Annotated in this window: 27 protein-coding genes; 19 read left to right on the plus strand and 8 right to left on the minus strand. The window is 73.8% G+C overall.

The genetic code is table 11. From position 1 onward, the window contains the following. From ACFV7Q_RS30335 to bla, 3 genes are all read left to right on the plus strand, one after another. The coding region (locus ACFV7Q_RS30335) for a LuxR C-terminal-related transcriptional regulator (RefSeq protein ID WP_385433211.1) at positions 1 to 2,369 on the plus strand (2,369 nt) is incomplete at its 5' end. A gap of 271 nt (positions 2,370 to 2,640) precedes the next feature. Beyond that, positions 2,641 to 3,183, plus strand: coding sequence for an EF-hand domain-containing protein (locus ACFV7Q_RS30340; protein ID WP_385433213.1), 543 nt, complete (start codon positions 2,641 to 2,643; stop codon positions 3,181 to 3,183). 110 nt (positions 3,184 to 3,293) lie between these two features. Then, entirely contained in the window at positions 3,294 to 4,211 is a 918-nt protein-coding gene (bla, locus tag ACFV7Q_RS30345; RefSeq protein WP_385433215.1) for a class A beta-lactamase, read from the plus strand. 160 nt (positions 4,212 to 4,371) lie between these two features. On the opposite strand, the gene ACFV7Q_RS30350 is transcribed toward bla, so the two are convergent. The 3 genes from ACFV7Q_RS30350 to ACFV7Q_RS30360 all read right to left on the minus strand — a co-directional run bounded on the left by ACFV7Q_RS30350 (position 4,372) and on the right by ACFV7Q_RS30360 (position 7,446). Beyond that, entirely contained in the window at positions 4,372 to 6,090 is a 1,719-nt protein-coding gene (locus tag ACFV7Q_RS30350; RefSeq protein WP_385433217.1) for an acyl-CoA dehydrogenase family protein, read from the minus strand. Between the two features lie 102 nt (positions 6,091 to 6,192). Beyond that, entirely contained in the window at positions 6,193 to 6,765 is a 573-nt protein-coding gene (locus tag ACFV7Q_RS30355; RefSeq protein ID WP_385433219.1) for a PadR family transcriptional regulator, read from the minus strand. 105 nt (positions 6,766 to 6,870) lie between these two features. Further along, positions 6,871 to 7,446, minus strand: a complete 576-nt coding sequence (locus tag ACFV7Q_RS30360; protein WP_385433221.1) for a DUF4232 domain-containing protein — start codon at positions 7,444 to 7,446, stop codon at positions 6,871 to 6,873. A 193-nt stretch (positions 7,447 to 7,639) separates the two neighbouring features. Between ACFV7Q_RS30360 and ACFV7Q_RS30365 the strand changes: the two genes are divergently transcribed. Beyond that, complete coding sequence (locus ACFV7Q_RS30365) at positions 7,640 to 8,524, plus strand: alpha/beta fold hydrolase (protein WP_385433223.1); 885 nt, start codon at positions 7,640 to 7,642, stop codon at positions 8,522 to 8,524. A 49-nt stretch (positions 8,525 to 8,573) separates the two neighbouring features. Here ACFV7Q_RS30365 and ACFV7Q_RS30370 read toward each other — a convergent pair whose 3' ends face one another. After that, positions 8,574 to 10,115, minus strand: coding sequence for a hypothetical protein (locus ACFV7Q_RS30370; protein WP_385433225.1), 1,542 nt, complete (start codon positions 10,113 to 10,115; stop codon positions 8,574 to 8,576). Between the two features lie 295 nt (positions 10,116 to 10,410). On the opposite strand from ACFV7Q_RS30370, the gene ACFV7Q_RS30375 reads away from it, so the two are divergent. Next, positions 10,411 to 10,788 carry a VOC family protein gene (locus ACFV7Q_RS30375; protein ID WP_385433227.1) on the plus strand — a complete coding sequence of 126 codons (378 nt, stop codon included), beginning with the start codon at positions 10,411 to 10,413 and terminating at the stop codon, positions 10,786 to 10,788. 107 nt (positions 10,789 to 10,895) lie between these two features. Next, positions 10,896 to 11,051 carry a hypothetical protein gene (locus tag ACFV7Q_RS30380; RefSeq protein WP_385433229.1) on the plus strand — a complete coding sequence of 52 codons (156 nt, stop codon included), beginning with the start codon at positions 10,896 to 10,898 and terminating at the stop codon, positions 11,049 to 11,051. A 236-nt stretch (positions 11,052 to 11,287) separates the two neighbouring features. Here ACFV7Q_RS30380 and ACFV7Q_RS30385 read toward each other — a convergent pair whose 3' ends face one another. After that, positions 11,288 to 11,713 (minus strand): subtilase-type protease inhibitor, encoded by a 426-nt coding sequence (locus ACFV7Q_RS30385; RefSeq protein WP_385433230.1) that lies wholly within the window; start codon positions 11,711 to 11,713, stop codon positions 11,288 to 11,290. Between the two features lie 451 nt (positions 11,714 to 12,164). Here ACFV7Q_RS30385 and ACFV7Q_RS30390 point away from each other — a divergent pair, with 451 nt between their 5' ends. Then, the gene (locus ACFV7Q_RS30390) at positions 12,165 to 12,659 is read left to right on the plus strand and encodes a hypothetical protein (RefSeq protein WP_385433232.1); all 495 of its coding nucleotides are present in this window, start codon (positions 12,165 to 12,167) and stop codon (positions 12,657 to 12,659) included. Between the two features lie 107 nt (positions 12,660 to 12,766). On the opposite strand, the gene ACFV7Q_RS30395 is transcribed toward ACFV7Q_RS30390, so the two are convergent. Further along, positions 12,767 to 13,099 (minus strand): hypothetical protein, encoded by a 333-nt coding sequence (locus ACFV7Q_RS30395; protein WP_385433234.1) that lies wholly within the window; start codon positions 13,097 to 13,099, stop codon positions 12,767 to 12,769. A gap of 87 nt (positions 13,100 to 13,186) precedes the next feature. On the opposite strand from ACFV7Q_RS30395, the gene ACFV7Q_RS30400 reads away from it, so the two are divergent. The 4 genes from ACFV7Q_RS30400 to ACFV7Q_RS30415 all read left to right on the plus strand — a co-directional run bounded on the left by ACFV7Q_RS30400 (position 13,187) and on the right by ACFV7Q_RS30415 (position 16,802). Beyond that, positions 13,187 to 13,849: a hypothetical protein gene (locus ACFV7Q_RS30400; RefSeq protein WP_385433236.1), complete on the plus strand. Its 663-nt coding sequence runs from the start codon at positions 13,187 to 13,189 to the stop codon at positions 13,847 to 13,849. Between the two features lie 72 nt (positions 13,850 to 13,921). After that, a complete protein-coding gene (locus ACFV7Q_RS30405; protein ID WP_219667234.1) occupies positions 13,922 to 14,128 on the plus strand; it encodes a ferredoxin in 207 nt (68 codons plus the stop codon). After that, the gene (locus tag ACFV7Q_RS30410; RefSeq protein WP_385433237.1) at positions 14,121 to 15,512 is read left to right on the plus strand and encodes an NAD(P)/FAD-dependent oxidoreductase; all 1,392 of its coding nucleotides are present in this window, start codon (positions 14,121 to 14,123) and stop codon (positions 15,510 to 15,512) included. The genes ACFV7Q_RS30405 and ACFV7Q_RS30410 overlap by 8 nt, the downstream gene beginning before the upstream one ends. Before the next feature lie 30 nt (positions 15,513 to 15,542). Next, complete coding sequence (locus tag ACFV7Q_RS30415) at positions 15,543 to 16,802, plus strand: cytochrome P450 (protein ID WP_385433239.1); 1,260 nt, start codon at positions 15,543 to 15,545, stop codon at positions 16,800 to 16,802. 273 nt (positions 16,803 to 17,075) lie between these two features. Here the strand turns inward: ACFV7Q_RS30415 and ACFV7Q_RS30420 are convergent, their stop codons facing one another. Next, entirely contained in the window at positions 17,076 to 17,951 is an 876-nt protein-coding gene (locus ACFV7Q_RS30420) for an alpha/beta fold hydrolase (protein WP_385433241.1), read from the minus strand. Positions 17,952 to 18,196: 245 nt separating this feature from the next. Here ACFV7Q_RS30420 and ACFV7Q_RS30425 point away from each other — a divergent pair, with 245 nt between their 5' ends. Beyond that, a complete protein-coding gene (locus ACFV7Q_RS30425; protein ID WP_385433243.1) occupies positions 18,197 to 18,655 on the plus strand; it encodes a GNAT family N-acetyltransferase in 459 nt (152 codons plus the stop codon). After that, a complete protein-coding gene (locus ACFV7Q_RS30430; RefSeq protein ID WP_385433245.1) occupies positions 18,622 to 20,046 on the plus strand; it encodes an MFS transporter in 1,425 nt (474 codons plus the stop codon). Before ACFV7Q_RS30425 ends, ACFV7Q_RS30430 begins: the two co-directional genes overlap by 34 nt. Positions 20,047 to 20,090: 44 nt before the next feature. On the opposite strand, the gene ACFV7Q_RS30435 is transcribed toward ACFV7Q_RS30430, so the two are convergent. Next, positions 20,091 to 20,627 carry a DUF2165 domain-containing protein gene (locus ACFV7Q_RS30435; protein WP_385433247.1) on the minus strand — a complete coding sequence of 179 codons (537 nt, stop codon included), beginning with the start codon at positions 20,625 to 20,627 and terminating at the stop codon, positions 20,091 to 20,093. Positions 20,628 to 20,807: 180 nt separating this feature from the next. On the opposite strand from ACFV7Q_RS30435, the gene ACFV7Q_RS30440 reads away from it, so the two are divergent. From ACFV7Q_RS30440 to ACFV7Q_RS30465, 6 genes are all read left to right on the plus strand, one after another. Further along, positions 20,808 to 21,089 (plus strand): DUF6400 family protein, encoded by a 282-nt coding sequence (locus ACFV7Q_RS30440; RefSeq protein WP_385433249.1) that lies wholly within the window; start codon positions 20,808 to 20,810, stop codon positions 21,087 to 21,089. After that, positions 21,076 to 21,318, plus strand: coding sequence for a hypothetical protein (locus ACFV7Q_RS30445; protein ID WP_385433251.1), 243 nt, complete (start codon positions 21,076 to 21,078; stop codon positions 21,316 to 21,318). Before ACFV7Q_RS30440 ends, ACFV7Q_RS30445 begins: the two co-directional genes overlap by 14 nt. Positions 21,319 to 21,520: 202 nt before the next feature. Then, the gene (locus ACFV7Q_RS30450) at positions 21,521 to 22,996 is read left to right on the plus strand and encodes a hypothetical protein (RefSeq protein WP_385433253.1); all 1,476 of its coding nucleotides are present in this window, start codon (positions 21,521 to 21,523) and stop codon (positions 22,994 to 22,996) included. Positions 22,997 to 23,105: 109 nt separating this feature from the next. Then, on the plus strand, positions 23,106 to 24,380 hold the full coding sequence (locus ACFV7Q_RS30455) for an AAA family ATPase (protein ID WP_385433255.1): 1,275 nt from the start codon (positions 23,106 to 23,108) through the stop codon (positions 24,378 to 24,380). Next, complete coding sequence (locus tag ACFV7Q_RS30460) at positions 24,377 to 25,654, plus strand: VWA-like domain-containing protein (RefSeq protein ID WP_385433256.1); 1,278 nt, start codon at positions 24,377 to 24,379, stop codon at positions 25,652 to 25,654. The genes ACFV7Q_RS30455 and ACFV7Q_RS30460 overlap by 4 nt, the downstream gene beginning before the upstream one ends. Positions 25,655 to 25,792: 138 nt before the next feature. Continuing rightward, on the plus strand, positions 25,793 to 26,155 hold a 363-nt coding region (locus ACFV7Q_RS30465; protein ID WP_385433258.1), incomplete at its 3' end, for a rodlin.

Here is a 26,155-nt window from a genome sequence, read left to right on the forward strand (position 1 = left end):
TCGTCCTGGAGGACCTGCACTGGGCCGATGCCGCGAGCCTCGACCTGCTGCGGCACGTGACCGGTCAGGCGGCCGAGAGCCGGCTACTCGTGATCGGCACCTGCCGGGAGCCGGTGCCCGAGGAGGCCGCCGGAGCCCTCGCGGACCTGCGCCGGTACGGGGCCTCGGTACTGCGGCTGGCGCCGTTCACCCCGGAGGAGGTCGCGCAGTGCCTCGGCGGACCGGGAACCGCCGCCGAGTCGCACCGCCGCACGGGCGGGCTGCCGCTGCTGGTCGCGGCCCTGCGCACGCACGCGTCGGACCTGGGCGGCGTCGTCAACGCCCTCCTCGCCGGGCTCGGCCCCGACGAACGCACCGTCGTACGGGCCGCGGCCGTGCTGGGTGGGCAACTGGACGCCGCCCGGCTCGCCCCCGTCCTTCCGGAACTGGCCGGGAGGACGGTCGGCGAGGCGCTCGCGGCAGCCTGGCACGCCGGTGTGCTCACTGCCGAGCAGACCACCGACACCGGGCGCACCTACCGCTTCAGCCACGACCTGGTACGCGACGAGGTCCTCGGGCGGACCGACCCCGCCACCCTCCGCAGCCTGCACGGGGCGGCCGCCCGGGCACTGGAAGCGTCCGGGGAGGCCGCCGCCGCGGCGCGGATCGCGGCACACTGGCGCCGGGCCGGCAGGGAGCCCGGCCACCGGGCGGCGGACGCGCACTGGTCCCGGATCGCCGCCGACCTGGCCCGGGACCGGCACGCCTACGCCGATGCCGCCCGGCACCTGGCCGATGCCGCCGCCGCGCTCGACACCCGTGATCCGCGGCGCGCGCCGGCGCTCCTCGCGCTGGCCCGCGGCGAATACCTCGCCGGCCGCTACGACGTGAGCCTGCGCCACTGCGCGGAGGCTGCGGACGCCGCCGGTGCGGCCGATGCCGCGGACCGTCCCGGCCTGCTCGCCGAAGCCGCCCTGGTGGTTCAGGGGGTCACGTTCCCGCAGGCCTCCCGGACGATCGCCCGGCTGTGCGAGGCGGCACTGGGGAACTCCGAGGCCCTGCCGGACCGGGTGCGGGCCCGGCTCCTCGCCCAGCTCGCCACGGCCTCCGCCGACCTCGGCTCGCCGGCCGCAGCCGCCGGACACGCCCGGGCCGCCCTCGCCCTGGCCGCGGCCGCCGGGGATCCCCCGGCCGAACTCGACGCGGCCCGTGCGGTGGAGAGCACCCTGGCCCACCCGGACGACACCGCCGAACGCCTGCGCCTGGGCGACCTGGCCGTGGCCCGCGCCGAGCAGCTCGGCGATCCCCTCGCCGCGGTGCTGGGCCACGAGTGGCGCGTCCAGGCCGGGTACCTCCTGGGACGGCTCGACGTGGTCGACGGCGCGGTCCGCGCCATCGAGTCGGTCACGGTCCGCTGCGGGCTGCCGCTGGCCCGCTGGCACCTGCTGCGCGTGCGCGCCGCCCGGGCCGTGCAGGAGGGGAGGTTCGCCACCGCCCGCGAGTACAACGCGGAGGCTGCCGCGCTCGCCGCGGCCGGCGGGGACCGGACCGCCGCCGCCATGGACCTCGTACTGCGCCAACAGCTGGCCCACCTGCGCGGGGACCCCGCCGAACTGGGCGAGGCGATGTGGCACGACCTCGAACACGGGCCGCGGGACCCGTTGTTCCTGTCCGTTCGGGCGCGGGCCCTGTTCCTCGCCGGACGGCCGGCCGAGGCACAGGACGTGTACGCCCAGCTGCGCCCGCTTCTCCCCGTGCCCACGGAGAACCCGACGTGGCCGGCGGTGCTGCTGCACCTGGTCGACCTGATCGCGGCGGCAGGCGATGGCGAAGCCGCACGTACGGTGTTCGACCAACTCTCGCCGTTCGCGCCCTACCCGGGGGCGATCGGTACGCCCACCGCCTGGTTCGCGGGCTCGGTACACCGCGAACTCGGCCGTCTCGCCGCGGCCTTCGGCCGTCCGAAGGAGGCCGAGGAGCACCTGCGGACGGCGCTGTCCCGCAACCGGGCACTGGGCGCGCAGCCGTACGTCGCGCTGGCCTGTCTGGACCTGGCAGCAGTCCTGCGTGACCGCGGCACCCTGGCGGAAGCCGCCGCCCTGGCCAGGGAGGCCCGGGCGATCGCCGACCGGCTCGACCAGCCCGGCCCGTCCGCCGCGGCCGTAGGTCTCATGGACGAGATCGCCGCGTTACGGGCCGAGGCCTCGCCCCTCACGCCCCGCGAACGCGAGATCGTCGTGCTCGTGGCGCAAGCGAGGACGAACCGCCAGATCGCCCAGGAGCTGGTGCTCTCCGAACGCACGGTGGAGAGCCACGTACGGAGCATCCTCGGCAAGCTGGGCTATGCGAACCGCACGGAACTCGCCGCCCGCTGGACCGCACCGCCGTGACCGGCCCGCTCAGGGGAGGGTGCGGCCGCCGGGTGAAGGGCGCCGGGTTTGCACCCGGCCGCCACGTCGCCGTGGCCTCCGGCGGGCCGACCGCCGGGCGCCGCAGCGCGGTGGACCGGACGTCGGCGGGCCGGACGTCCGCGTGGTCGACGGTGGTGGAGGGCGGCGGCCTCCGGGACGTGCGGGAAGCGCAGCGTCAACGGGTACCGGGACACGCCCCCGGGCGCGCCAATGGGGAGGACCGCGAGCGGGGGCCGCCTACGCTCCCGGCATGAGCGTCAAGAAGGCGGCGGTGGCCGACGAGATCTTCGACCGGTTGGACACGAACGGGGACGGGGCACTGACCGCGGAGGACTACCGGGCCAGTGCCGAGCAGCTGCTGCAGTCGTACGGCATGGGGCCCCACTCGCCGAAGGGGCGCGCCCTGATCGAGGCGAACCAGGCGCTGTGGGAGCGGCAGGCCGAGTTGGTCGACCGCGACCGCGACGGGAGGATCGACCGGGAGGAGTACCGGGAGTGGTTCGACTCCCTGCCCCCCTCGGAGGCGGCCTCCCGCGCGCCCTCCGGCTCGCCGGAGGTGATGGCGGTCCTGCACGCGCAGTTCACCGTGGCCGACCGGGACGGGGACGGGCTGATGGACCTCCACGACTTCACGGTGTGGAGGGAGCTCAAGGGAGTGCCGGAACGGGACGCGGCCGCCGCGTTCGGGCTGATCGACTCGGACGGGGACGGCGCGATCGGCTGGCGGGACTTCACCGGCGCGGCCTCCGCCCACGGCCTGGAGGCGCTGTTGTACGGGCCGGGGCGGAGGTAGGGCCCGGGCGGACCGGTCCCGCCGCGGGATCCGGGAACCGGAACGATCTTGATCGGCGTCTTCCCCCTCACGTGACCGACCACCACGAGCAAGACAGAGGAGACGCTGACGTGAAGACACCGGGAGCCATACCGTCCCGTCGTGCGCTGCTGACCGCGGGGGCGGGGGCGGCGCTGGCCGTGGCCCTGCCGGCGGGCACCGCCCGTGCCGACTCGTCGTACCGCGCCGAAGGCGTCGTGGCACAGTTGCGCCGGCTGGAGCGCGACCACGGGGTACGGATGGGGGTGTACGCCCGGGACACCGCCACCGGCCGGACCGTCCTCCACCGCGCGGACGAACTCTTCCCCATGTGCTCGCTGTTCAAGACGGTCGCCGCGGCGGCCGTCATGCGGGACCTCGACCACGACGGCACCTACCTGGCCAAGCGCATCCGGTACACGCAGCAGGACGTCACGGACGCCGGCGGCGGTGAGGTGACACGGCTCGCGCAGAACATCGCCAACGGCCTGACCGTGGCCGAGCTGTGCTCCGCCGCCATCGCCCAGAGCGACAACGCGGCCGGCAACCTCCTGCTGCGCGAGCTCGGCGGCCCCACCGCCATCACCGGTTTCTGCCGTTCCCTCGGAGACCGCACGACCAGGCTCGACCGGTGGGAGCCCGAGCTGAACTCGGCCGAGCCCTCGCGGGTCACCGACACCACCAGCCCCCGCGCGATCGGTCTGACGTACACGCGGCTCGCGCTCGGCAACGCCCTGTCCCCGCGGCACCGGGAGCAACTGAACCAGTGGCTGCTGGCCAACACCACCAGCCGCGCCCGGATGCGCAAGGGCGTGCCGGCGGAATGGGCGCTCGGGGACAAGACCGGTGCCGGATCGTACGGGACCAACAACGACGTGGGCATCGCTTGGCCGCCGGGACGGCCGCCCGTGGTGCTCGCCATCCTCACCACGAAGCCGGAAGCGGCCGCCCCGCGGGACGACGAACTCATCGCGAGGACCGCGCGGCTGCTGACGGAATCACTGGTCTGACGCAGAGGCAGGCCTGCCCACGCAGTGGAGCGGTGATCCGGGGGATGGCATCACGGTCACCCCCTGACCTGGCACCGGCGGCTGATCGGCTAGAGGTCCGCGCCGGCAGCCGCGGGCGGCCTCCCCGCCATCGCCGGGAGGCCGCCCGCTCGCCGTGCTGTTACGGGGCCATCTCGTAGGCCCCGGACAGCGCCTCGACACGGGCCCAGACGCGGGCCGCGCGCTCCTCGTCGACGACGGGCCGCCGGACCGCGCCCAGCGCCCACGCCTGCTGCGCCGCGGTGGCGGAGTCCTTGCCGTACAGCTCGACGGCGTGGCCGGAGAAGTCGCGGACGAGGACGGAGAACAGCTCGTCGAGGACGTCCTGGTCCAGGCCGGTCAGGCGGGCCTGCTCCAGGATCAGCTGGGCGTGCACGACCAGCGCGAACAGCTGGCCGACGGAGAGCAGGAAGTCGAGGTCGCGGCTCTGCTGCTCGTCGGGGGCCGTGGTGGCGACGAACTCGCACAGGGCGTCGGCCTGCTCGCGGAACCGGGCCACGTTCGACACCTCGGCGTACGCGTCGAAGGCGGGCCGCCAGTCGTGGAAGCGTACGGAGCCGAGGCCGCGGGCCGGGCCCTGGCGGAACAGGAAGTCGTCGTCGGCCGCGTCGAGGCGGGTCGGGACGGCCGGGTACTCGACGGGCTCCAGCAGGTGGTTGCGCATGAACTTGAGGATCAGCGCGAGGTTGACGTGGACCGTGCCCTCCAGCTTGGGCAGACCACGGATCTCGACGGCCGCCTGGGCGAAGTAGTTGTCCTTCTCGAAGCCCTTGGCGGCGATGACGTCCCACATGAGGTCGATGACCTTCTCGCCCTCCGTGGTCACCTTCATCTTCGTCATCGGGTTGAAGAGCAGGTAGCGGCGGTCGTCGGGACCGGCCGAGCGGAAGTAGTCGACGGCGCGGTCGCTGAACAGCTTCATGCCGACGAGGCGGACGTAGGCGTCGGCCAGCTCACGGCGCACGTGCGGGAAGGCGGTGACGGGGCGCCCGTAGAGGATGCGGTTGTGGGCGTGGGTGACGGCCTCGTACATCGCGTGCTCGCAGATGCCGATCGAGGCGGTGCAGAGGTTGAACTTGCCGACGTTGACGGTGTTGAGGGCGGCGTCGAAGGCGGCGCGGCCGGTGTGCAGGACGTCCTCGGCGGCCACCGGGTAGTCGTCGAGGCGGAACTCGCTGACGTACTTGGAGGAGTCGACGACGTTCTTGACGAGGTGGTAGTTCGCGTGGCGGCTGTCGGCGGCGAAGAAGACGTACGCGTCCGGGCCCTCCATGTCGGTGCGGCGGCCGAAGACGGACACGAGTCCGGCGGCGTTGCCGTTGCCGATGTAGTACTTCGAGCCGGTGGCGCGGAAGCCGCCGTTGCCGTCCGGCTCCAGCAGCATGTCGGTGGAGTAGATGTCGGCGCCGTGGGTCTTCTCGGAGAGGCCGAAGGCGAACACCTCGCCCTGGGAGAGGAGTTCTGCGGCGCGGGCCCGCGCGGCGGCGTTGTCGCTCTGCCAGACCGGTCCCAGGCCGAGGATGGTCACCTGCCAGGCGTACCAGTAGTCCAGGCCGTAGAAGCCGAATATCTCGTTGAGGGCCGCGATCCGGGCGGTGTCCCAGCGCTGGTCGTCCTGCCGGGCGGCGGAGGCCGGGGTGAGGAAGGTGGCGAACAGGCCCTCCTTGGCGGCGAACGCGAGGAAGTCCGCCAGCCAGGCCCGGGAGCGGTAGTCGTCGATCAGCTTGCGCTTGCCCCGCTCCTCGAACCAGTCGACGGTGGCGCGCAGCAGCCTGCGGGTCTCGGGGTCGAAGTGGGTCGGGTCGTACGTGTGCGGGTTGAACAGCAGCGGATCGGTCATGGAGGTCGCCTTCCGAGGGGTTGGGAGTCGAAGGGTTGCGCGGGAGCGTCGTTGAGCGGTTGCACGACCGCGCGGTGGGATGTGCGTCGCGGGGGGTGCGGTTCAGCCGGTCGCGGCCGGCGGTGCCGCGTCGATCCGGCGGAGGGTGGCGAGGACGTCGTCGAGCCAGGCGACGGTCATCCGCTCGTAGGCGATCCCGCCGCGCAGTACGACGTGCTGGAGCTCCTGGCCGGGGTCGAGCGGTGCGGGGGCGTCCGGCCCGGTGAAGTCGCGCAGTTCACCGGCGAGGTAGTGGGCGAGGCGGTCGCCGTGTGCCCGGCGGTGCCTCTCGACCTCGCCGATCAGGGCGGCGGGGTCGTCGAACGCGGCGCCGCGGATCTTCACGGCGAGGTCGTGGCGGAGGCTCTCGGGTTCGATCGGGTCGTGCAGCCAGAGGGAGAGGGCGGCGCGGCCGGCAGCCGCGACCGAATACTCCTTCTTGTCCGGCCGGCCCTGCTGCGGGACCTCGCGGACGGCGAGCATGCCGTCGGCTTCCATGCGCTTGAGGACCCGGTAGATCTGCTGGTGGGTGGCGGTCCAGAAGTAGCCGATGGACCGGTCGAACCGGCGGGCCAGCTCATAGCCGGAGCCCGGCTTCTCCAGCAGGGAGACGAGGATCGCGTGGTCGAGCGCCATACGGCGATCCTGCTATGCAACTCGTTGCATAGACAAGCGGGTGGGGGCAGGTGAGACGCGGCTCACCCGGAACGCCGGTACGGGGGCGGGTGGCAGGTCGACGGCTCAGGAGGACGCCCGGAAGGCGCTGGCCCGTACGACGGTGCCGCACAACGCGAAGTTCCCGCCGTCGTCCGGTGCCAGTTGGAGCCGTCCGCCCGCGAGGCCCATGACCATCGAGGGCGCGACGGTCGGCTCGTCGCCGGAGTCGCAGTACCCGTCCGCCTCTCCGAGGACGGGGGTGAACGAGACGCGGGTCTCGGCCGTGCCTCCGACGGGCAGCAGCACCGGCCGGGCGGCGCCCTGGCTGCGGGCCACGAGGGGCCTGTTCTGGTCGGGCGAGCCGTGTCCGGCGACGGCGAGGGTGGGGTGGCCCCGCAGGACGCAGGCCCTCGGCCCCTCGTTGATCACGGTGATCCGCAGCTCGGTCGGCCCCAGGCGTTCGGCGCTGTTCGCCACGAGCTGGGTGAAGCGGCACGCGGGCCCCGGCGCCAGGCCGACGGCGGGCCCTGCCGCCTCCCCGGCGGCTGTGGCGGCCGACGGCGCCCCGGCCGGCAGAACGCCCCAAACCAAGAAGGCAGCGGCGGCGGCCAACACCGTGCGCCCGCACGACGCCGCGCCGTGCTTCCCCGAACGGGTCATGGCTCAACTTCCCTCCGCAAGATGACGGAAGTGCTGCGGGAACCCCTCCCCCAGCCTGACACCGTCCGGGGCGGCCCGCCCATCAGAGGGTGTCCGCCCGCACCCGGAAAAAAAATCCTGCCGGAGAGCGATGAGTTCGCGCGGCCAGGGCGGTCTGTACTTCTGAACCGACACTCACCTGGAGGAGCCCACCATGACCGAGACCGTGACCCGCACCCTGGGATCGACGGGCGCGACGATCACGTACGACGTGCGCGGCGCGGACGGCGGAGCCGGGCGGGCCGGGCAGCGGCCGGCCCTGTTCCTCATCGGCTCGCCGATGGACGCCGCCGGGTTCGGAACGCTGGCGTCCCATTTCACCGACCGGACCGTGATCACGTACGACCCCCGCAGCGCCGGCCGGAGCGTCCGCACCGACGGCGCGGCGGAGACCCTGCCCGAGGAACACGCCGAGGACCTGCGGCGGGTGATCGAAGCCGTGGGCGTGGGGCCGGTCGACGTGTTCGCCAGCAGCGGCGGCGCCGTCAACGGGCTGGCCCTGGTCGCGCGCCACCCGGAGCTGGTGCGGACCCTCGTCGCGCACGAGCCGCCGACGGCGCAGGTCCTGCCGGACCGGGAGACGGCCCTGGCGGTGTGCGAGGACGTCCACACCACGTACCTGCGCGACGGCACGGGCCCGGCGATGGCCAAGTTCCTGGCGGTGGCCATGCGGCCGGGCCCCTTCCCGGAGAACTGGCGGGACGAACCCGCCCCGAACCCGGCGGACTTCGGGCTCCCGACCGAGGACGACGGCTCGCGCGGGGACCCGCTGCTGGGGCAGAACATGCGCGGCTGCACCTCGTACCGGCCGGACTTCCCGGCGCTGCGCGCGGCGGGTACGCGGATCGTCGTCGTGGCGGGCAAGGAGTCGGAGGGCCAGTTCCCCGCGCGGGCTGCGGCGGGAGTCGCCGAGGGGCTGGGCATCGGGTTGACGCTCTTCCCCAGCCACCACGGCGGTTTCCTGGGCGGCGAGTACGGCCAGCACGGGGACCCGGAGGCGTTCGCCCGGGCGCTCCGCGACGTACTGGACGGTGACTGACCAGCGGCCACTGGCGACGGGCCGCCCGCCACCGGCCACCGGCCACCGGTTACGGTTTGTCGCCCTTGAGGCGGCGGTTGACCTCCTCGTTCACGCGGCGGTTGAGCTCGGCCAGCTGTTCGGGGGTGTACGCGGTGAGGTCGCCGACGTCCGGCGGGGCGTCCGGCGTCCGTTCCTTCGGTTTGCCGTCCTCGCGGCGTTTGAGTTCCTGCTCCTCCGGTGAGCCGGGGGCCGCGTACGCACACCGGATGAGCGCGCCGTCGGCGGCCTTCAGGCAGGACACCTCGCGGCCCCCGACCTGCCCCCTGCCCTCCACCCGGTAGCGGATGTTCTGTTCGCTGCCGATGGTGGCGGTCCAGGTGGTGCCGCCGGTGGGCACCACTTCGAACACCCGGTCGTCGTTGTAGCAGCACACGTCCCGGTACTCGGCCTTGACCAGGGCGACGATCGCCTTGGGCGACGGCCAGGTGGGGTCGAGCCGGTGGACGGTCAGCGGGGCCAGTCCGCCGCCCCGGTGCCGGGTCGGGACCGTCGACACGGCCACGACGGAGCTCGCCTCGCCCTGCGGGGTGAGCGGGGTGACGTACGCACTGCGGCCCGACCCGTCGCGGTGGCGCAGGGTGAACTCCGACTCGTTGCCCTCGTTGGCGCCGTCCTCGGAGGCGTCCCAGCCGCTGCGTTCGAACCACCAGTCGGCGAAGCTGCCGACGGCGGCGGTCGCCTCCCGCTGCCGGGCCGCCAGGCTCGTCGGATAGGACGGTCCGGGGACTTCGGACGTGTCGGTGGTGATGGTCAGCTTCCCGGTGCGCCCGTCGTAGAGGGCGACTCCCGCGGGACGTTCCGTCACCACCAGGATCCCGGTCTGACGTTTGAGGGGGACCACCACGACGGGGGTGTCACCCGAGCAGTTGACGTAGGCGTCGGAGGCTTCGAACCGCACCCACCGCTCCCGGGCGGAGATCTTCCGGCCCAGGTTGTGGCCGAACCAGCCGCCGATCCGCGCGTCCGCCACGCCCACGTCGAACGCGCAGCGCTGCTGGGAGCGGCCGCTGCCGCCGAGCGGGACCTCCTGGACCAGGCCGACCTCGTACCCGGTCAGCCAACCGCGCCGTTCGACCAGGGTGGCGAACCGGTCCGCATCGGGCAGGTAGGTGATGTCCGCTATCTCACCGGTGACATCGCCCAGGTGCGGGGCGGCCTGTGCCTTCCCGACGAGGTACGGGGACCGGGCCGCTAGGTCGGGCACCGGCCCGGCGACGATCTGCGTGCCGGCCATGTAGGCGCGGTCCTGGAGGTACGACCCGTAGAGCAGCCACGCCACCACGAGCGGCACGGCTGCGACGGCGCCCAGGCACCCGAGGGTCTTGACCCCGTCGCCCGCCGGTGCGCCGCCGCTCCTGCGGCGGATCCGGCTGACCAGCCACGGCAGCCCGGCGAGCCCCGCGACCGCCGCCGCTGCGGGCGCCAGGGAGGCGAACGCCTTCCGTAGCTCCCACACCACGATCGTGGTGAAGTACGGGGCGTACAGCGGTGCGAGGACCACGAACAACAGCAGTACGGCAGGTATTGCAATGCGCAGCGCCCGGCTCATCAGCGCCCTCCCCAGCCTGCGTGAGCCTTCCCCCAACCGGTCGCCTCCATTGTGTCCCGTCGGGAGGGCCGTGTCCGGGCTCCGGCGCAATCGCCGTGCGGCCGTTCACGACGGCGGGGCCGAGGTGGACGTTCGCCACCACGCTGCGGGGCGGCGCCGGCGGTCCGGCTCCTCACTCGAACGGTCCGGGTGACCGGCGGAGGAGCCGTGCGCGCGCCCCGCTCCGGGGGGACGATGGACGACGAGGGCCGCACCTCTGCGGCCGCGGACCCACACCCGAAGGAAGGGATGCGCCATGCTGGCGGACAGCAGGGCATTCAGCGGCTTCTCGGTACGGCGGATCGAGGACGTCGAGGATTTCTACGGCTCGACGCTCGGGCTGCGGGTGGAGGCGGACGGCGGAATGCTCTTCCTCCACCTGGCGGGCGGCAACGACGTGCTGCTGTACCCGAAGGACGACCACGAGCCCGCCACGTTCACCGTGCTGAACTTCCCCGTGCCGGACATCGACGAGGCCGTCGACGGCCTCGTGGCGCGGGGCGTGGTCTTCGAGCGGTACGAGGGCTTCGGCCAGGACGAGAAGGGCATCGCCCGCGAGAACGACGGCGGCCCCGAGATCGCCTGGTTCAAGGACCCCGCGGGCAACATCCTCTCGGTGCTCAAGGAGAGCTGAAGCCGCGCTTCCTCCCCTGCGCCACGGGATTCCTTCCGCCCGCACGCATGCCGCGGCAAATCGGTGGTAGACGCAGGGAGTCCTGTCCAGGAGGGTAGGAGGTTCTCGTGATTGTGCTCGGAGTGATTCTGCTGATCATCGGCTTGGTGTTCGGGATCTCGATCCTGTGGACACTCGGCCTGATCCTCGTACTGATCGGCGTGGTGTTGTGGGTGCTCGGTGCGGCCGGACACGCTGTGGCGGGCCGTAAACACTACTGGTGAGGAGCGGTCCGCCAGCGCTCCGGCGCCTTCGGTGACGTGCCCCCGGTGAGGGTGGAGGACGGACTCGGGCCGGCGGCGGCGGGTGACGGTGTTCGCAACCGGTCGCCCTGCCGCTGCCGGCCGTCCGCGTTCTCGGGGCCCGGCCCGGTACGCCCGCGACGGGCCGGTGCGCGGCTGCTGACCGCATGCGCGAGGGGGATTCCGGCCCGTGGCGGTCGGGCCGGGTTGGGGGATCGTCAGAACACGAAGACCGGGCTGCCGTTCAGGTTCGCGTTCATGACGCAGGTGTTGGAGAAGGTGCGCTTCCAGGAGACGTGGCTCCCTTCCCAGACACCGTCGACGGTCAGGGTGACGGGGTCGTAGTGCATCGGACACGCGCGGTCCGGGTTCGGGGCGGACAGCAGACGGTCGAGGTTGCCGTCGGTGGACTTCAGCGCCGCACAGGCGGCCTTGGCGTCGGGGTGCGTGCCCTGGGCGCTCGGCGCGCAGCTCAGCGTGGAGGCGCGGAGGAAGCTGGCGGTGGCGGGGTCGTCACCCTTGGCAACGGCGAAGACCATCGCGGAGGGGGCGTACAGGCTTGCGGGCTTGGCCTCCGCCAGGCCCGTGGCGCCGGCCACACAGAGGAGGGCGGCGGCGGAGACGGCAGCGAAGCGGTAACGCACGACAGGACCAACTTTCGATTCAAAGGTTGAGCGCGATACTTTCTTGCGATATCGCGTTTCGGCGTGGCCGAGTCTGCCGGACATGAAGGCGGGCCGCATATGCACGGCCGATTTACGGACACGGCGTTCGGATATCGGAGATCGATCGGACGTTCGGGCAGCTCAAGCGGGGTGCAGCCCCTGCGTAGCCGTCCGTCGACGCCCCGTGACGGAGGCACCGGGGTGCCGTACGGGGCCTCCTGACCTGCTGTCGGCCGCTCGCGGTTCACCGAACGGCCACCCAGCTTGTCCGGATCAGTGCGGTCAGAGGCCCGGAAGGCCGGACGAAAGCGGACAGACCGGAGCGCGCGCCCGCGCCCTGCGGGTGCGGGCCGGGCTCCGATGGGGGAAGCTGGCGGTGGCCGCGGCACAGCCGTCGCCGCGGCGGCACGCAAGGGCAAGGAGGGGCCTCGTGGACACAGCGGGCACCCGTCGACGCACCGGCACCATCGCCGCCCGGGCACGGACCGCGGCACTCCTGTGCACGGCAGCCGCACTCGCCGTCGCCTCCGTACCGGTCGCCAACGCGGCCGGACCCGGCCCCGGTTCGGCCCCCGCCCCAGTACCGGCGCCGCTGGTCGTCGTCGACTGCTTCGAGGAACCGCAGGTGCGGCCCGAGGAGTACCTCCTCGCCTGCGGCGACGGCAACAACCGCCTCGTCGGGCTGCGCTGGCACACGTGGGGTCCCGGCACCGCGAGGGCCACCGGCACCGACATGGTCAACGACTGCCGCCCGAACTGCGCGGCCGGCCGCTTCCGGCCGTACCCGGTGCAGGTCACCCTGAGCCACCCGCAGCCGTGGCCCGACCAACCCGGCACCCACCGCTTCACCAAGATCCGCCTGGTCTACCCCGGGGCCGCCCCGGAGCCGGTGCCGCACGACGTCAGCTACAAGCTCGTCTACTGAGCGGTGGCCGCGGGCGGCCGACCGCCGGTCCGGGTGCGAGGGTGAGGGTGAGGGCGCGAAACGGAACTGCTCGACGCGCACCTGTGGCAAAACCCGCCTGCCGGGGACTAGGAGCGCTGCCAAACCTTGGCGCGGCCCTCGGCGTGGGAGTGGCCGTCGGGGATGTCGTGCAGCTCGGTCGCGGGCACTTCCCACGTGGCTGACAGGTTGAGGTCGTACGAGTCGCCCTTGCGCGCGCCGGACGTCGAGTCGTCGTCGGACGGGTCGGTTTTCGCACGGATGAGGGCGCCTGCGAGGACGGCTGCCACGACGGCCGCTGCTGCGGCCGCGAGGAGCAGCGCCGTCCGGCGCCGCCTCGGCCGCGTGGGAGGCGGCGGGGTGGCCGGGGTCGTGGTGGTGGTCCGGTCGGCCTGAGCAGGGGGCGGAACGTCCCGCCGCATCGGTGCGGGGTGGGGGTGCGGTGCGACCGGTCACCCGGGCGGGTGGTCCCGGTGGCAGCAGGGGGGCTCGGGCGGCTTGCTGGTGGCATGAGACACCATGTGCCGGGCACGTCCCGGGAAACCGGTCTGAGCACACCGCGGGCCGCGGGGTTCGCCGGGGTGGCCTTCGCCGTACTGCTGGGAGCGGCGATCGTGCTCGTACGGACGGGGCTGCCGTCGGGAGCGGGCGGGGAGGACATCAGCATCGACGAGGACGGGCGGGCCTCCGTGAATGCGGCGGTCCACATGGTTCCGTTCGCCGGCATCGCCTTCCTGTGGTTCATGGGAGCGCTGCGGGAGCACACGGGTGAGGCCGAGGACCGGTTCTTCGCGACCGTGTTCCTGGGCAGCGGGCTGGTCTTCGTCGCCGCGCTCTTCGGTGCCACCGCCGCAGCGGGCACCGTGCTCGCCGCGGGCCAACCGGAGGCCTTCGGCCGCCACTTCGCGTACACCCTGCTGACCACGTACGCCATGCGGATGGCCGCCGTCTTCGTCTTCGCCACCTCGGCCATCGGGCGCAGGCTCGGCGTCCTTCCGCGCCCGCTCAGCGCGTTCGGGTTCCTCGTCGGGCTGGCCCTGCTGGTGGTGGGCGCCTCCGTGCCGTGGTCCGAGCTGGTGTTCCCGGTGTGGGCCTTGGTCATCAGCCTGTACGTGCTGCGCACCACCCGGGGCGGAGGGCGGCCGGCGCGTCACTCCGACGGCCCTGTTTGACGGGCCGTTCCCGACCGGGTCCCGCACGCTGGGCCGGGAAGCCGAGGGGGCCACCGAAAGGACCGTACCTTGCTGAGGCTTGTCGTCGACCTGAACCGGTGCCAGGGGTACGCGCAGTGCGCCTTCCTGGCGCCCGACGTCTTCGCGATGCACGGGGACGAGGGACTCCTCTACGACCCGCAGGCGGAGGCCGCCCAGCGGGAGCGCGTGGCCCAGGCCGCCGCTGCCTGTCCCGTCCAAGCGATCCTCGTCGAGGATCTGGAGGCTTCCGATGCCTGACACGGCGCTGGAGCAGCTGAAGAGCAGCGGCCGCGTCGTCGTCGTGGGAGCTTCCCTGGCCGGCCTGCGGGCCGCCGAAACCCTCCGTGAGAAGGGCTTCAGGGGTTCGCTCACCATGGTGGGTGACGAACCGTACGAGCCGTACGACCGTCCCCCGCTGTCGAAGCAGGTGCTGCTGGGCAAGTCCACGGCCGAGCGCACCGCGCTCCCCCGCCGCCGCACGATCGACGCCGACTGGCGGCTCGGCGTGGCGGCGAGCGGCCTGGACATGGCGGGGAAGCGGGTCGAGCTGGCCGACGGGGACGAGGTGCCCTACGACCGGCTGGTGATCGCCACCGGGGTTCGGGCCCGGCCCTGGCCGAATCCGGCGGAGGCCGAACTCGACGGCGTGTTCGTCCTGCGCACCCGCGACGACGGGGCGGCGCTCGCCCGACGGTTCGACGCGGGGCCGCGCCGGGTCCTGGTGATCGGCGCCGGTTTCACCGGGTCGGAGATCGCCTCGGCCTGCCGTGAGCGCGGGATCGAGGTCACCGTCGCCGAACGCGGCGCCGCCCCCCTGGTGGGCGCGCTCGGCGGGGTCATCGGCCAGGTGGCCGGCGAACTCCACCGGGAGCACGGCGTGGACCTGCGCACCGGCGTGATGGTGACCGGGCTGGAGGGCGACTCGACGGGGCGGGTCCGGGCAGCGCACCTGTCCGACGGCGCCGCGGTGGAGTGCGACGTGGTCGTCGTCTGCCTGGGTGCGCAGCGCAACACCGAGTGGCTGACGGGCTCCGGTCTGGGCGCGGGTCCACGCGGCATCGCCTGTGACGCGGGTTGCCGGGCCTTCGACATCATGGGCATCGTCACCGACGACATCTACGTGGCCGGGGACGTCGCCCGCTCCCCGCACCCCCTGTTCGGCTACCAGTTCCTGTCGCTGGAGCACTGGGGCAACGCCGTCCGCCAGGCGGAGACCGCGGCCCACAACATGCTCAGCGAGAGCGCGGACCGACGTCCTCACATCTGGGTGCCGGCGTTCTGGTCCTCCCAGTTCGGTGTGAACATCAAGTCCGTCGGCGTACCGTCCATGGGCACCGAGATCATGATCACCCAAGGTTCGCGCGCCGAGCGCCGGTTCACCGGGGTGTACGGGTACCAGGGCCGGGTGATCGGTGCGGTCACCTTCGACAACGCGCGCTGGCTGGAGTTCTACGAGAAGCAGATCGAGCTGACCGCACCCTTCCCGCCGCCGTTCCCGACCGTGGACCGGCGCTCCGAGGGGAGCAAGCCGATGGACGCCGATTTCCCCGACCCGTCGGTTCCCACGCACGGCCCGACCGTGACCCTCAGCGGATATTCGCCGGCCGACCGGCGGATGACGTTCACCCCCGCCGGGCACTGACCGACCCGCGCGCCCTCCGGAGGAACCGTCATGAAACAAGGCATCCTGACCGACATCCTGGACTACGCCAACCGCGCCGACCCGTACCCGCTGTACGAGGAGCTGCGCAAGACGCCGGTCTACCACGACGGCGAGGGACCGTACGTGATCAGCACGTACTACGAGATCCGCGGCCTGCTGCACGACCCGAGGCTGAGCTCCGACGCGCGCAACCGGACGGCGGGCGGCGCGGACCCGCTGGGCGAGGAGGAGGGCGGCGAGGGCGGGGCCCTGCCGCCGAGCTTCCTGAAGCTGGACCCGCCCGAGCACGACCGGCTGCGCCGGCTCACCAACCGGCCGTTCGGGCCGCCGCACGCCCCGCACCGGATCGAGAACATGCGCGGGGACCTGGAGGACACCGTCAAGGGGCTGATCGACGACATCGCGAACGGGACGTCCGGCAGCGGCGAGGGCACCGAACGCATCGACCTCGTCGACCAGTTCTCGTACCCGTTCCCGGTGACGATGATCTGCCGGCTGCTCGGCGTGCCGCGCGGGGACGAGGCCCGGTTCCACGTGTGGGCCGACACCCTCGCGGCGAGCCTGGACCCGGATCCGGACGCGGACGCGGAGGAGCGGGAGAAGGTCACCCACGACGCCCGGATGGAACTCGGCATGTACCTGGCCGGGTTGATCGAGGAGCGGCGGAAGAACCCGCAGGACGACATGCTGTCCCAGCTGGCCGCCGGCCACGGCGACCTGGCCATGTCCACCATGGAGCTGCTCAGCACGGCCGCACTGCTGCTGATCGCCGGCCACGAGACCACCGTCAACCTGATCACCAACGGCATGCTGACGCTGCTGCGCAACCCGGACGTGCTGCAGCGGCTGCGCGCCGAGCCGGGGCTGGCGGTGCCGATGGTGGAGGAGCTGCTGCGGTTCGAGCCGCCGGTGCAGATGCTGCCGCAGCGCACCCCGCTGGTCGACGTCGAGGTGCGCGGGGTGACCATCCCCAAGGGGTCCCCGATGTGGCTGATGCTGGCCGCCGGCAACCGGGACCCGCAGCGGTTCGAGGACCCTGACCGCTTCGACCCGGACCGCAAGGACGTCCAACACCTGGGGCTGGGCAGCGGCATCCACAGCTGTTTCGGGGCTCCGCTGGCCCGGTTGGAGGCGCAGAGGGCGCTGAGCGAGCTGGCCCGGCGGCTGGAGAACCCCCGTCTACTGGAGGACCCGCCGCCCTACCGGCAGAACGCGGTCCTGCGCGGGCCGCGCCACCTGTGGGTCGCCTGCGACGGCATCCGGCCCTGACACCCCGGCGCACCGGAGGGCGATCGACGTCCGGGGCGAGCCGACTCGATCCCGCCGCGGGACGAACGGACGAACCGGTCCCGGTCCCGCGGCGGACGGCCGCCGCGGGGCCGGATCGACCACGGACCGGATGAACCACGGACCGGATCGACCCCGGACCGGATCAACCCCGGCCGGATCAACCCCGGCCGGATCAACCCCGGACCGGGTCAACCCCGGACCGGGTCAACCCCGGACCGGGTCAACCGTGGAACCGTTCGACCGCGGACCGGCTCAGCCGTCTTGGCCGGTGTGTTCCAGGATCAGCTCCGTGAGTTGCGGTACGGCCGACTCCGGTAGGGCGTGGCCGAGACCGGGGACGGTGGCCACCCGGGCGCGGCCGAGGAGGCCGGCCAGGTGCCGTGCGTGGGCTGTCCCCGCGACGGGGTCGCGGGGCGAGTCGACCACCAGGGCCGGGACGGTGACGGCGCCCAGCTCCGGCGCCCGGTCGAGGCCCTCGGTACCGGCCCGGGCATGGGCGGTGGGGGAATCGTGACGCCCGGAGTGCTCGATGATCCGCGCTTCGGACCTCCGGAACTCCTCGGGGTCGAAGGGGATCTCGCCGCCGTTGAGGACGCGCCAGTGTTCCACCCGCCAGTCCAGCTCGGCCGCACGGTCGCGCGGATCGGCCATCGTCTGCCACACGGCCGCGACCTCGGGGTCGACCTCGCCCCCGGCGGGACCGCCGTCCAGGGCCATGGTCCCGATGAAGGTGGCGGTGCGGATCCGGTCCGGGTGGTCGAGCAGCAGCAGCTGGGTGAGCAGGCCACCCATGGACATGCCGACGACGTGGGCCGCGGTGACGTCGAGGGCGTCCAGGACGGCGATCGCGTCGTCGGCCAGGTCGGTGATCTGGTACGGATGCTCGTCGAAGGACCAGGTGGAGGCGCCGGTGTCGCGGTGGTCGTAGCGGATGACACGGTGGCGGCGGGCGAGGGCGGCCACGAGGGAGTCCGGCCATGCCAGCCCGGACGCGTTCGCGCCCATGACGAGCAAGAGGGGCGGGGCGGCCGGATCGCCGCGTTCCTCGGCCCAGAGGGTGGTTCCGGGGGCAACTGTGATCTTGTGCTCCATCGCGCAACCATCGCCGGACCAGCGTGCATTGTCCATCGGAATTCCCCCGGGGCAGACCGTGCGCCGTCCCGGCAACTCCCAGGCCCGGCGCGGGCAGGCAGGTGGGCGGCCCCGGCGCATTGTCCGGAGCGGCGCGGCGGAGGCAGCGCATTTCGACACCCCGGCGGCACCCCGGGCGGGGCACCTCCCGGATGATCGTCTCCTGGCACCCGGCGCCGGCACCCGCGTCGCGCAGGGCCGTGCGGGTGCGTCCGTCGTCTCGAACCGGGGAGTGTGAGGCCATGTCGGCCGGAATGAAGGTGCGTGCGGTCCGCGCGGAGGACTTCGACCAGTGGCGCGCCCTGTACCGCGGGTACGCCGACTTCTACCGGGTCGAGCAGACCGAGGAGATGGCCGGGCGGGTCTGGTCCTGGGTGAACGACCCCGACCACGAGGTGCAGGCCCTCGTCGCCGAGGACGCCGACGGCCGGCTGGTCGGCCTCGCCCACTACCGGCCGTTCGCCCGCCCCCTCTCGGCGACGGTCGGCTGCTTCCTCGACGACCTCTTCGTCGACCCCGCGGAGCGCGGCTCGGGCGCGGCGGACCTGCTGCTCGCGCGACTGCGCGGGATCGCCGCCGAGCGCGGCTGGAGCGTGGTGCGCTGGATCACCGCCGAGGACAACTACCGGGCGCGCGGCAAGTACGACCAGGTGGCCACCCGGACGCCGTGGGTCACGTACGACATGGCCCCCGGAAGCTGATCCCCCGGGCCCTCCGTTCGGGTGATCATGGCTGTGGTGGCTCCCGCGCGGGCCCGCGGCTGCGAAGAATTTCCGGACGGAGGCATTCCCCCTTCCCCGCCTCCGGAAGGAGCAGCAGCGATGCCGGGCTTCGCGGACCCCGTGCCGGCGCGGGAAGGCTGACCATTCCCCCGGCCGCCCCCTCCGCCGACCTGCCCACCCTCGGCACGGTCCTCAGGACGCCGCACGTCGCGAGGCTGCTCACCGGCGCCCTGCTCGGGCGGCTGCCCTCGGGCATGGCTCCCCTCGCCCTGGTCCTGTGGGCCGCGCAGGCAGCGGGATCGGTCGCGTTCGGCGGTCTGCTCAGTGCCGTGTACGTGCTGGCTTCGGCCCTCGTCCAGCCGGTCAAGGGTCGCCTCTTGGACCGGTACGGGTGCGTCCGGACCATCGCCCCGCTGGCCGCCGTCCACGCCGGCTGTCTGTTGCTGCTGGTGTACGGGCCCGGGGCCGGCCGCGGCCCGGCCGTGGCGGCGGCGGTGGTCGCAGGGGCCTGTACCCCACCGCTGGAGACGAGCCTGCGGACCCTGTGGCCGGCCCTGCTCGCCCGCCCGGAGCAGCAGCGGACGGCCCTGGGCATCGACATCGGCTCCCAAGGCCTGCTCTACGTCGCCGGGCCGCTGCTGACCAGTGCGCTCGCCGCGGCCCACGGCCCGGCCGCCGCCGTCGCGGCGACCGGCCTGGCGAGCCTGGCCGGCAGCCTCCTCGTCCTCACCTCGCCCTTCCACCGCCGCAGGGCCGCGCCCGCGCCCGCCCCGCGCGGTGGCGGGGCCGCGCCCCTGCCGACCCGGGACATGGTCACCCTGTACCTGGCGCTCACCGGCACCGGATCGGCGATCGGCGCGATGAACGTGTGGGCCGTCTCCGCGGCCGAGAGCCTGCACTGGCCCGCCCTGTCGGGCCTGGTCCCGGCCGCCTTCTCCGCGGCCGCGTTCCTCGGGGGCCTGGCGTACGGCCGGGGCGCCCGGCACGGGGTGCCGCTGCGGCAGCTGCGGCTGTCCGCGGCCGCGTTCTTCGCCGGGTGGATCCCCCTGGCCTGCCTCGACGGTCCGCACCCGGGCGTCGGCGCCGTCGCCGCGGTCACCGTGCCCGGCCTGTTCCTCACGCCGGTGGTGGGTTCCGCCTTCCTGGCCCTGGGCCGCCGTACCCCCGCCTGCCGCGCCAACGAGGTCAACGCGTGGCTCGTCCAGTCGATGGGGATGGGCAGCGCGATCGGCAGCCTCGTCGCCGGGAGCCTCGCAGGGCAGCCGACCGCAGGGGCGTTGGTGCCCGCCGCAGGGGCCGCCGCCACCGTGGTCTGCCTCGCGCTGGGGGCGTGGCTCAGGCCGGCCGCACGGCCCGGCCCACCCCGCTGAGCCGCGTTCGCCTCCCGGCTCCCGCCCTCCCGCGCCCGGTGCCCTCAGCGAGCGCCGGAGGGGCGGACGTACACGACCAGGAGCGCCGAGACCGCCAGCACCAGGTTCCGGTGCGCGGCGTCCAACCCGTTCCAGTCCTCGGACTGCCACATCACGAACCACTCCCCGCCGACGGCCACGAACCCGAGCCCGAAGAGCAGCACGACCATCAGCAGGCCGACGGTGCTCAGGGCCCGCGCCCTCGCGAAGTCCCGCCGGGGCAACCCACGCACCCAGTGGAGCACGGCCAGGAGGAGCACGGTCGCGGCGAGGCACTCCCACCCGATGATCAGGACGTACACGGTGGTGTGCACCGCCGGCGAGTCGATCGCACGCCACATCAGGTCCGGGTCCCCGAACGTGGTGTCCATCGTCAGGACGTGCCGCACGAACTGCTGGTTCGTCCCGAAGTCCGTGAGGTTCCCGAAGGCCGCGAGGGCCATGACCGCAGCCACGGTCAGCGTCAGTGCGGCCGCCGCGAGCTCCGGCCCGGCACGGCCGAGCCGGCGCCACCACGCCCCCGCGTTCCCGTCTCCCGACAACGTTCCCGCCCCCTCCGGCACCACCCGCGCAGCCCGCCACACCGGGCTGCCCCACGTGCCCCGGCCCGTCCCTACCCCGTTCCGGGGACCGGCAGGCGCCGGCCGGCCGCCGTCGTGGTCCTGTGAATCCGCACACCCTCCCTTGACCTGGGAAAGAAGGCATACCTAAGTTCCTGGAGTATGGCCCCCCACGACCTGCCCCACGACCCCGCCGGCATACCTGACGGCAGCGGGACGATCGGCTTCGACATCGACTTCGCCGCGCACGAGATGCTGCGGCGGGCCCAGGTCCTCGACGCGCTCGGCCCCGACTGGGACCCGGTCGAGGTGATGCGCGGCGAGGAGGCGGCGTACGAGCTGCTGTACTCCGGCCTCGACGCCGAGCAGCAGCGCGTGTACGCGGACCTGGTCGCCGCCGGAGTGCTCCCCCGGCGCGAAGGCGGCGGCAGTGCTTCCGCTTGACCCCCAGGCCGACCCCGGCCGCCGGGCCTGGGTGGCCTGCCCGAACTGCAACGACGCCCGCGGCTGCGGGCCGTGCGAGACGCGGCGGACGTGCTCGGAGCACTGGCGGTACCTGCTGACGAACACCGGCAGCCTGCTGCACCTCCAGTGCCCGGGGTGCACCCACGTGTGGGTGCACGAGAGCGGTTTCGGTGCGACCCGTTCCGTGTGGAACGGGCTCACCGGCTGACCGCTGCCCGCCTCCTTCCCGGGACCGGCGGGTGGCCCGCCGCCAGGGGGGTCCGGCGGACGGAGGACGCGCCGGTGCGCGCGACGGCCGTCCGCGCCGGGAAAATCGCCTGGCAGAAGCGGGGCGGGAGCACTAGGCTGACGTCGATGATCACTCACTCTGTTGACAGATTGGGGGTCCCGTCCACGCCAGGTGAGTGCTGATGGCCACTCACACCGTGAACGGGGATTCCCGCATTTCCTTCTGGCTGCGCGTGCGCGAGTACGCCGTGCCACCATCCATGATCGAGACCGCGACCGCCCGCCGCCTGGCCGGGGACTGGGCAGGGGCCTGTGCCGCCGCGGGTGTCGATGTCGATCTCCCCTTGCGTGCCGTGGCGCGTGCCCGGGGGCAGGAGCTCGTCTCCCTGATCCGGGCCGATCTGCGCCGTCTGGCTCCCGACCTGCTGCGCTGGCACATGCCGCGGATCGCCCCCGACGGGCTGCTGCGGCCCGGGCTGACCGTGCCCCTGGCCCGGTACGGGGCCGACGGGCGGGACGGCGGGCACCGGCCCTTGTTCCTCGTGGTGCGGACCCCGCCCGCCTGGGCGGACGCCGGACAGCGGATGAGCCTCGCGCTGTGGGACGGCTCCGGTTCCGCCTTCGACTCCGGTGCCGGCCGCCATCCCCATCCCCGGCCCAGCCGGCGGTTCCGGCTCGACCTGCACCGGCACCTGTGGGACGCGCGGCGCACCAGTGAGCTGCGCGTCCGGTCCGGGGCCGACCGGCCTCCCCCCGACAGCAGTACGGCGGCGCGCTCCGCGCCGGCCCCCGTACCGCCGGGGACGGTGCCGGCCGGCCGGCGGTGTGCCGTCGACCGGTGGGCGGCCGAGGCGCGGATCCTGCTCGACGACGAAGGGCGGGCCGGCGGTGTCGTCGCCGTACGGCTCGGAGGCGGGCAGCGGCTGCTCCTGGAAGTGGACCCGGATCCAGGGCCGGGCACGGACGCGGCCCGGGCAGCCGGGGCCCGGGCCGTCGAGGCCGGACCGCCCGCACTGCGCGTGTCCGCTGCCGTCCCGGACGGCGGGGCGCCCGCACTGCCGGTCCTCCCCGATGCGGCGACCTGGACACTGCCCGACCTGGAACTGCTCCGAGCAGGGGCGATCACGGCCGATCGGCTCCATCCGCTCGTCGCCCCCGCGCTCGTACCGGGCAGTGCGTCGGCGGCGGCCTCCGGGCCGTCCCCCACGACGGTCCACCCGGCGGGCCAGCCGCGCCTCGTCGAGTGCCGTGGCGTACAGCACCGGATCGGCCTGGTCGACGGGGTGCTGGCTCCGATGGACCACGACCCGGCCGAGATCCGGCGCGAGGAACTGCTCGTGGCGCTGGGCGGTCCACCCCTGCCCTGCCTCCGGGTCATCGACGAGGCGCACCGCCGCCCGGACTGCCTCACCGGGGTCCGCGAACGCCTGGACCACGGCGACACCGCCGGCGCGCTGGCCGTCGTCGAGGCGCTGCTGGGCCCCGACGCCGTCCTGCGCAGCGGCCCGCTCCGCGACGCCCTGGAGGCAGCCGCCCGGCAGCGCATCACGTACGGGCTCTACCGGGCCGGGCTGGCCGGCCCCGGACCCGACCGTCTCCGCCCGGGGCCCAGCCGCCCCCGGAACCACCGGCCGCGCCCGCGGCACGCCTCCGCCTGACCCGCAACCCGCCCGTACCGCGGCATCCCTCCGGTTCCCCGCGCGACCGAACGCGCCCCGGCGGAACCCGGACCCGTACGCCGTACTCGACCCGACAGGTGACCCGAACATGACCTCACACCGTTCCTCCGCCGTACCCGGCACCGACCGCACTCCCCGGCTCGACGTCGCCGCCGAGCTGCTGTCGCTGCTGCGCGACACCACCACCGAACCGCGGCCCGACCCCCAGCTGGAGGCCCTCACCCTGGCCGTGGCCGCCGATCTGCCGGTCCTGCTGTGGGGTGAGCCGGGCATCGGCAAGACCGCGGCGCTCGCCCAACTCGCCGAGTCCCTCGACCTGCCGCTGACCACGGTGATCGCCAGCGTGCACGAGCCGTCCGACTTCTCGGGACTGCCCGTCATCGGGGCCGACCCCGAGCGGGACGGCGTCCCGATGGCCCCGCCGGACTGGGCGGTACGGCTCGTCCGGGCCGGGCGGGGGCTGCTGTTCCTGGACGAGCTGTCCACCGCGCCGCCGGCCGTACAGGCCGCCCTGCTGCGCCTCGTGCTCGAGCGGCGGGTCGGCGCCCTCCGGCTGCCGCCGGGGGTCCGGATCGTGGCCGCCGCCAACCCGCGCGCCTCGGCCGCCGACGGCTGGGAGCTGAGCCCGCCGCTGGCCAACCGCTTCGTCCACCTCCAGTGGACCCACGACCACGACGTCGTCGTACGCGGCCTCGGCGGGACCTGGCCGCGCGCGACCCTGCCGCACCTCGACCCGGAAGGGCTACCGGAAGCCGTGGACCTCGCCCGTCGCGCGGTGTGCGGGCTACTCGCCGCCCGCCCCGCGCTCGTCCACCGGCTGCCCGGCAACGAAACCCGGCGTGGCGGAGCCTGGCCCTCGCCCCGGAGTTGGGAGATGGCCCTGCACCTGATCGCGTTCGCGACCGCGGCCGGCTCCTCCCGGGAGGTGCTCTCCCTCCTGGTCAGGGGCGCCGTCGGGGACGGTCCGGGGCTGGAGCTGCTCGCGCTCCTGGACCGGATGGACCTGCCCGACCCCGAGACGCTGCTCGCCGACCCGGCGGCTGCCGTCCTGCCCGAACGGGGTGACCTGCGGCAGGCCGTGCTCGACGGGGTCGTGGACGCGGTCCGCGAGCGCCCGGAGAAGTCCCGCTGGGACGCCGCGTGGGCGCTGCTCGTCCGCGCGTTGGAGACCGGCGCCCCGGACCTGGTGGTCGTCCCCGCGACCACCCTCGCCTCGCTGCGCCGTACGGACTGGGACGTTCCTGCTGCCGTCGAGCGGCTCGCCGGCGCGGTGTCCCTGTCGCGGCGGGCCGACCGCGCGGCGACCCGGGTCGCCGCGCTCGCCGGCACCGGCACGGGCGCAGACCCGGGGAACGCCCGATGACCGGGACGCGGGGGGCTCCGCAGGTGCCGGGGGCGCCGGGCACCCTGGACCGAGACAAGTTCTTCGCCGCCCGGCTGCAGGCCGTCCGGGCCCGGCCCTACCTGGCGACGGCCCTGTTCGCCCTGCACGTGGTGGAGTCGCGGCGGGTGCCGACGATGGCCGTCGACCGGCACTGGCGGTGCTACGTCTCGCCGGCTTTCGTGGAGCGCATGCCGGTGGAGGAACTGGCCGGGGTGTGGGTGCACGAGGTGTCGCACCTGCTACGCGACCACCACGGGCGCTGCGACCGGGTCGCCCGCCAGCGCGGTCTGACCGGCCCCGGGGACCGGCTGCGCATGAACATAGCCGCCGACTTCGAGATCAACGACGACGTGTACGGCGACGGACTGGCCCGGCCCGCGGGCGCCGCGGACCCGAAGTCCCTGCAATTGCCCGGGGACCACCTCATGGAGGACTACCTGCGCTGGTTCCGGCTGGGGCCGCGGACGCAGGACCTGGCCTGGCTGGACTGCGGCAGCGGCGCCGACGGTCTGGAACGCGAGTGGGACCTGGGCCCGGACGGCGCGAACGGCCTCGGCCCCCACGAACAGGACGCGGTGCGCTTCCGGGTGGCGCAGGGCATCACCGGCCGCCCGGGCAGCGCCCCGCAGGGGTGGCGGCGCTGGGCGGACGAGGTGTTCCACCCGCCGCAGCCGTGGCGTGAGTTGCTGGGGGCGGCAGTCCGCTCCGCGGCCTCCGCGGCCGGCGCGGGCGACGACTACACCTACGGCCGGCCTGCGCGGCGCTCGGCGGCGCTGCCGGGCACCGTCCTGCCGAGCCTGCGGCGCAGACCCCCACGGGTCAGCGTGGTCATCGACACCTCCGGGTCGGTCAGCGACGCCGAACTGGGCAGCGCGCTCCTGGAGGTATCGGCCATCTCCCGCGCCGTGGGCGGCCGCCGCGACCTGGTCACCGTGGTGCCGTGCGACGCGGCCGCCGGGATCGCGCACCCGCTGTGCGGGGCCGAGGGGATCCCGCTCGTCGGCGGTGGGGGCACGGACCTGCGTACGGGCTTCGCCAGGGCGCTGCGGACGCGGCCCCGGCCGGACGTCGTCGTGGTCCTGACGGACGGGCAGACGCCCTGGCCGGACACCCGGCCGCCGTGCCGGACGGTGGTGGGCCTCTTCCCCCGCGGGCCGCAGCAGTGGGACGAGGACGACCCCGACTACGTGCCGGACACGCCGCCCGCATGGGCGCAGGTGGTGGACATCGGCTCGGCCCCCGGCAGCCGGTGACCCGCCGCGCCGGGCCGGCCGGCCGGCCGGGGCCAGGAATCACTCCTGCGGGTGGTGGAACGGAACTTCCGGCCGTTGCCGGGGTTCCACTCCACGTACGGAGCACCACCCCTCCCCCTACGACGAACAGGGAACACCATGTTCAAGAAGGCCGCGAACACGGTCGCCGTCGCCGCCACGATCCTCGGCGCCGGCGCCGCCATGGCCTCCCCTGCCATGGCCATCGGCAACGACAACGGCGTCAACACCGTCAACGGCAACGACTCGGCCCAGATCTACGGCAACCAGAAGACCGAGGGAGCCCTGAGCCCGCAGGCCTCCCTCATCCAGGGCTCCGCCAACAAGCCGTGCATCGCCCTGCCGGTGAAGGTCAACGCCCAGTCCCTGATCGCGCTCCTCGCCAACGTCGGCGTCCAGGACATCAACGTCGCGTCCAACCCGATGAACCAGCAGTGCGCCGAGAACTCCACCCAGGCCAAGGGCGACGAGACCCTCTCGCAC

The organism is Streptomyces sp. NPDC059851 (assembly GCF_042732005.1).
Classification (GTDB): Bacteria; Actinomycetota; Actinomycetes; order Streptomycetales; family Streptomycetaceae; genus Streptomyces.

Coding starts and splice junctions, on each gene's coding strand:
- ACFV7Q_RS30350 (WP_385433217.1), bottom strand. CDS start 6,090: ATGACCGATCCGCTGCTGTTCAACCCGCACACGTACGACCCGACCCAC.
- ACFV7Q_RS30395 (WP_385433234.1), bottom strand. CDS start 13,099: ATGCGGCGGGACGTTCCGCCCCCTGCTCAGGCCGACCGGACCACCACC.
- ACFV7Q_RS30450 (WP_385433253.1), top strand. CDS start 21,521: ATGGCCACTCACACCGTGAACGGGGATTCCCGCATTTCCTTCTGGCTG.
- ACFV7Q_RS30365 (WP_385433223.1), top strand. CDS start 7,640: ATGACCGAGACCGTGACCCGCACCCTGGGATCGACGGGCGCGACGATC.
- ACFV7Q_RS30375 (WP_385433227.1), top strand. CDS start 10,411: ATGCTGGCGGACAGCAGGGCATTCAGCGGCTTCTCGGTACGGCGGATC.
- ACFV7Q_RS30460 (WP_385433256.1), top strand. CDS start 24,377: ATGACCGGGACGCGGGGGGCTCCGCAGGTGCCGGGGGCGCCGGGCACC.
- ACFV7Q_RS30360 (WP_385433221.1), bottom strand. CDS start 7,446: ATGACCCGTTCGGGGAAGCACGGCGCGGCGTCGTGCGGGCGCACGGTG.
- ACFV7Q_RS30440 (WP_385433249.1), top strand. CDS start 20,808: ATGGCCCCCCACGACCTGCCCCACGACCCCGCCGGCATACCTGACGGC.
- ACFV7Q_RS30370 (WP_385433225.1), bottom strand. CDS start 10,115: ATGAGCCGGGCGCTGCGCATTGCAATACCTGCCGTACTGCTGTTGTTC.
- ACFV7Q_RS30410 (WP_385433237.1), top strand. CDS start 14,121: ATGCCTGACACGGCGCTGGAGCAGCTGAAGAGCAGCGGCCGCGTCGTC.
- ACFV7Q_RS30355 (WP_385433219.1), bottom strand. CDS start 6,765: ATGGCGCTCGACCACGCGATCCTCGTCTCCCTGCTGGAGAAGCCGGGC.
- ACFV7Q_RS30400 (WP_385433236.1), top strand. CDS start 13,187: ATGAGACACCATGTGCCGGGCACGTCCCGGGAAACCGGTCTGAGCACA.
- ACFV7Q_RS30425 (WP_385433243.1), top strand. CDS start 18,197: ATGTCGGCCGGAATGAAGGTGCGTGCGGTCCGCGCGGAGGACTTCGAC.
- ACFV7Q_RS30415 (WP_385433239.1), top strand. CDS start 15,543: ATGAAACAAGGCATCCTGACCGACATCCTGGACTACGCCAACCGCGCC.
- ACFV7Q_RS30455 (WP_385433255.1), top strand. CDS start 23,106: ATGACCTCACACCGTTCCTCCGCCGTACCCGGCACCGACCGCACTCCC.
- ACFV7Q_RS30340 (WP_385433213.1), top strand. CDS start 2,641: ATGAGCGTCAAGAAGGCGGCGGTGGCCGACGAGATCTTCGACCGGTTG.
- ACFV7Q_RS30420 (WP_385433241.1), bottom strand. CDS start 17,951: ATGGACAATGCACGCTGGTCCGGCGATGGTTGCGCGATGGAGCACAAG.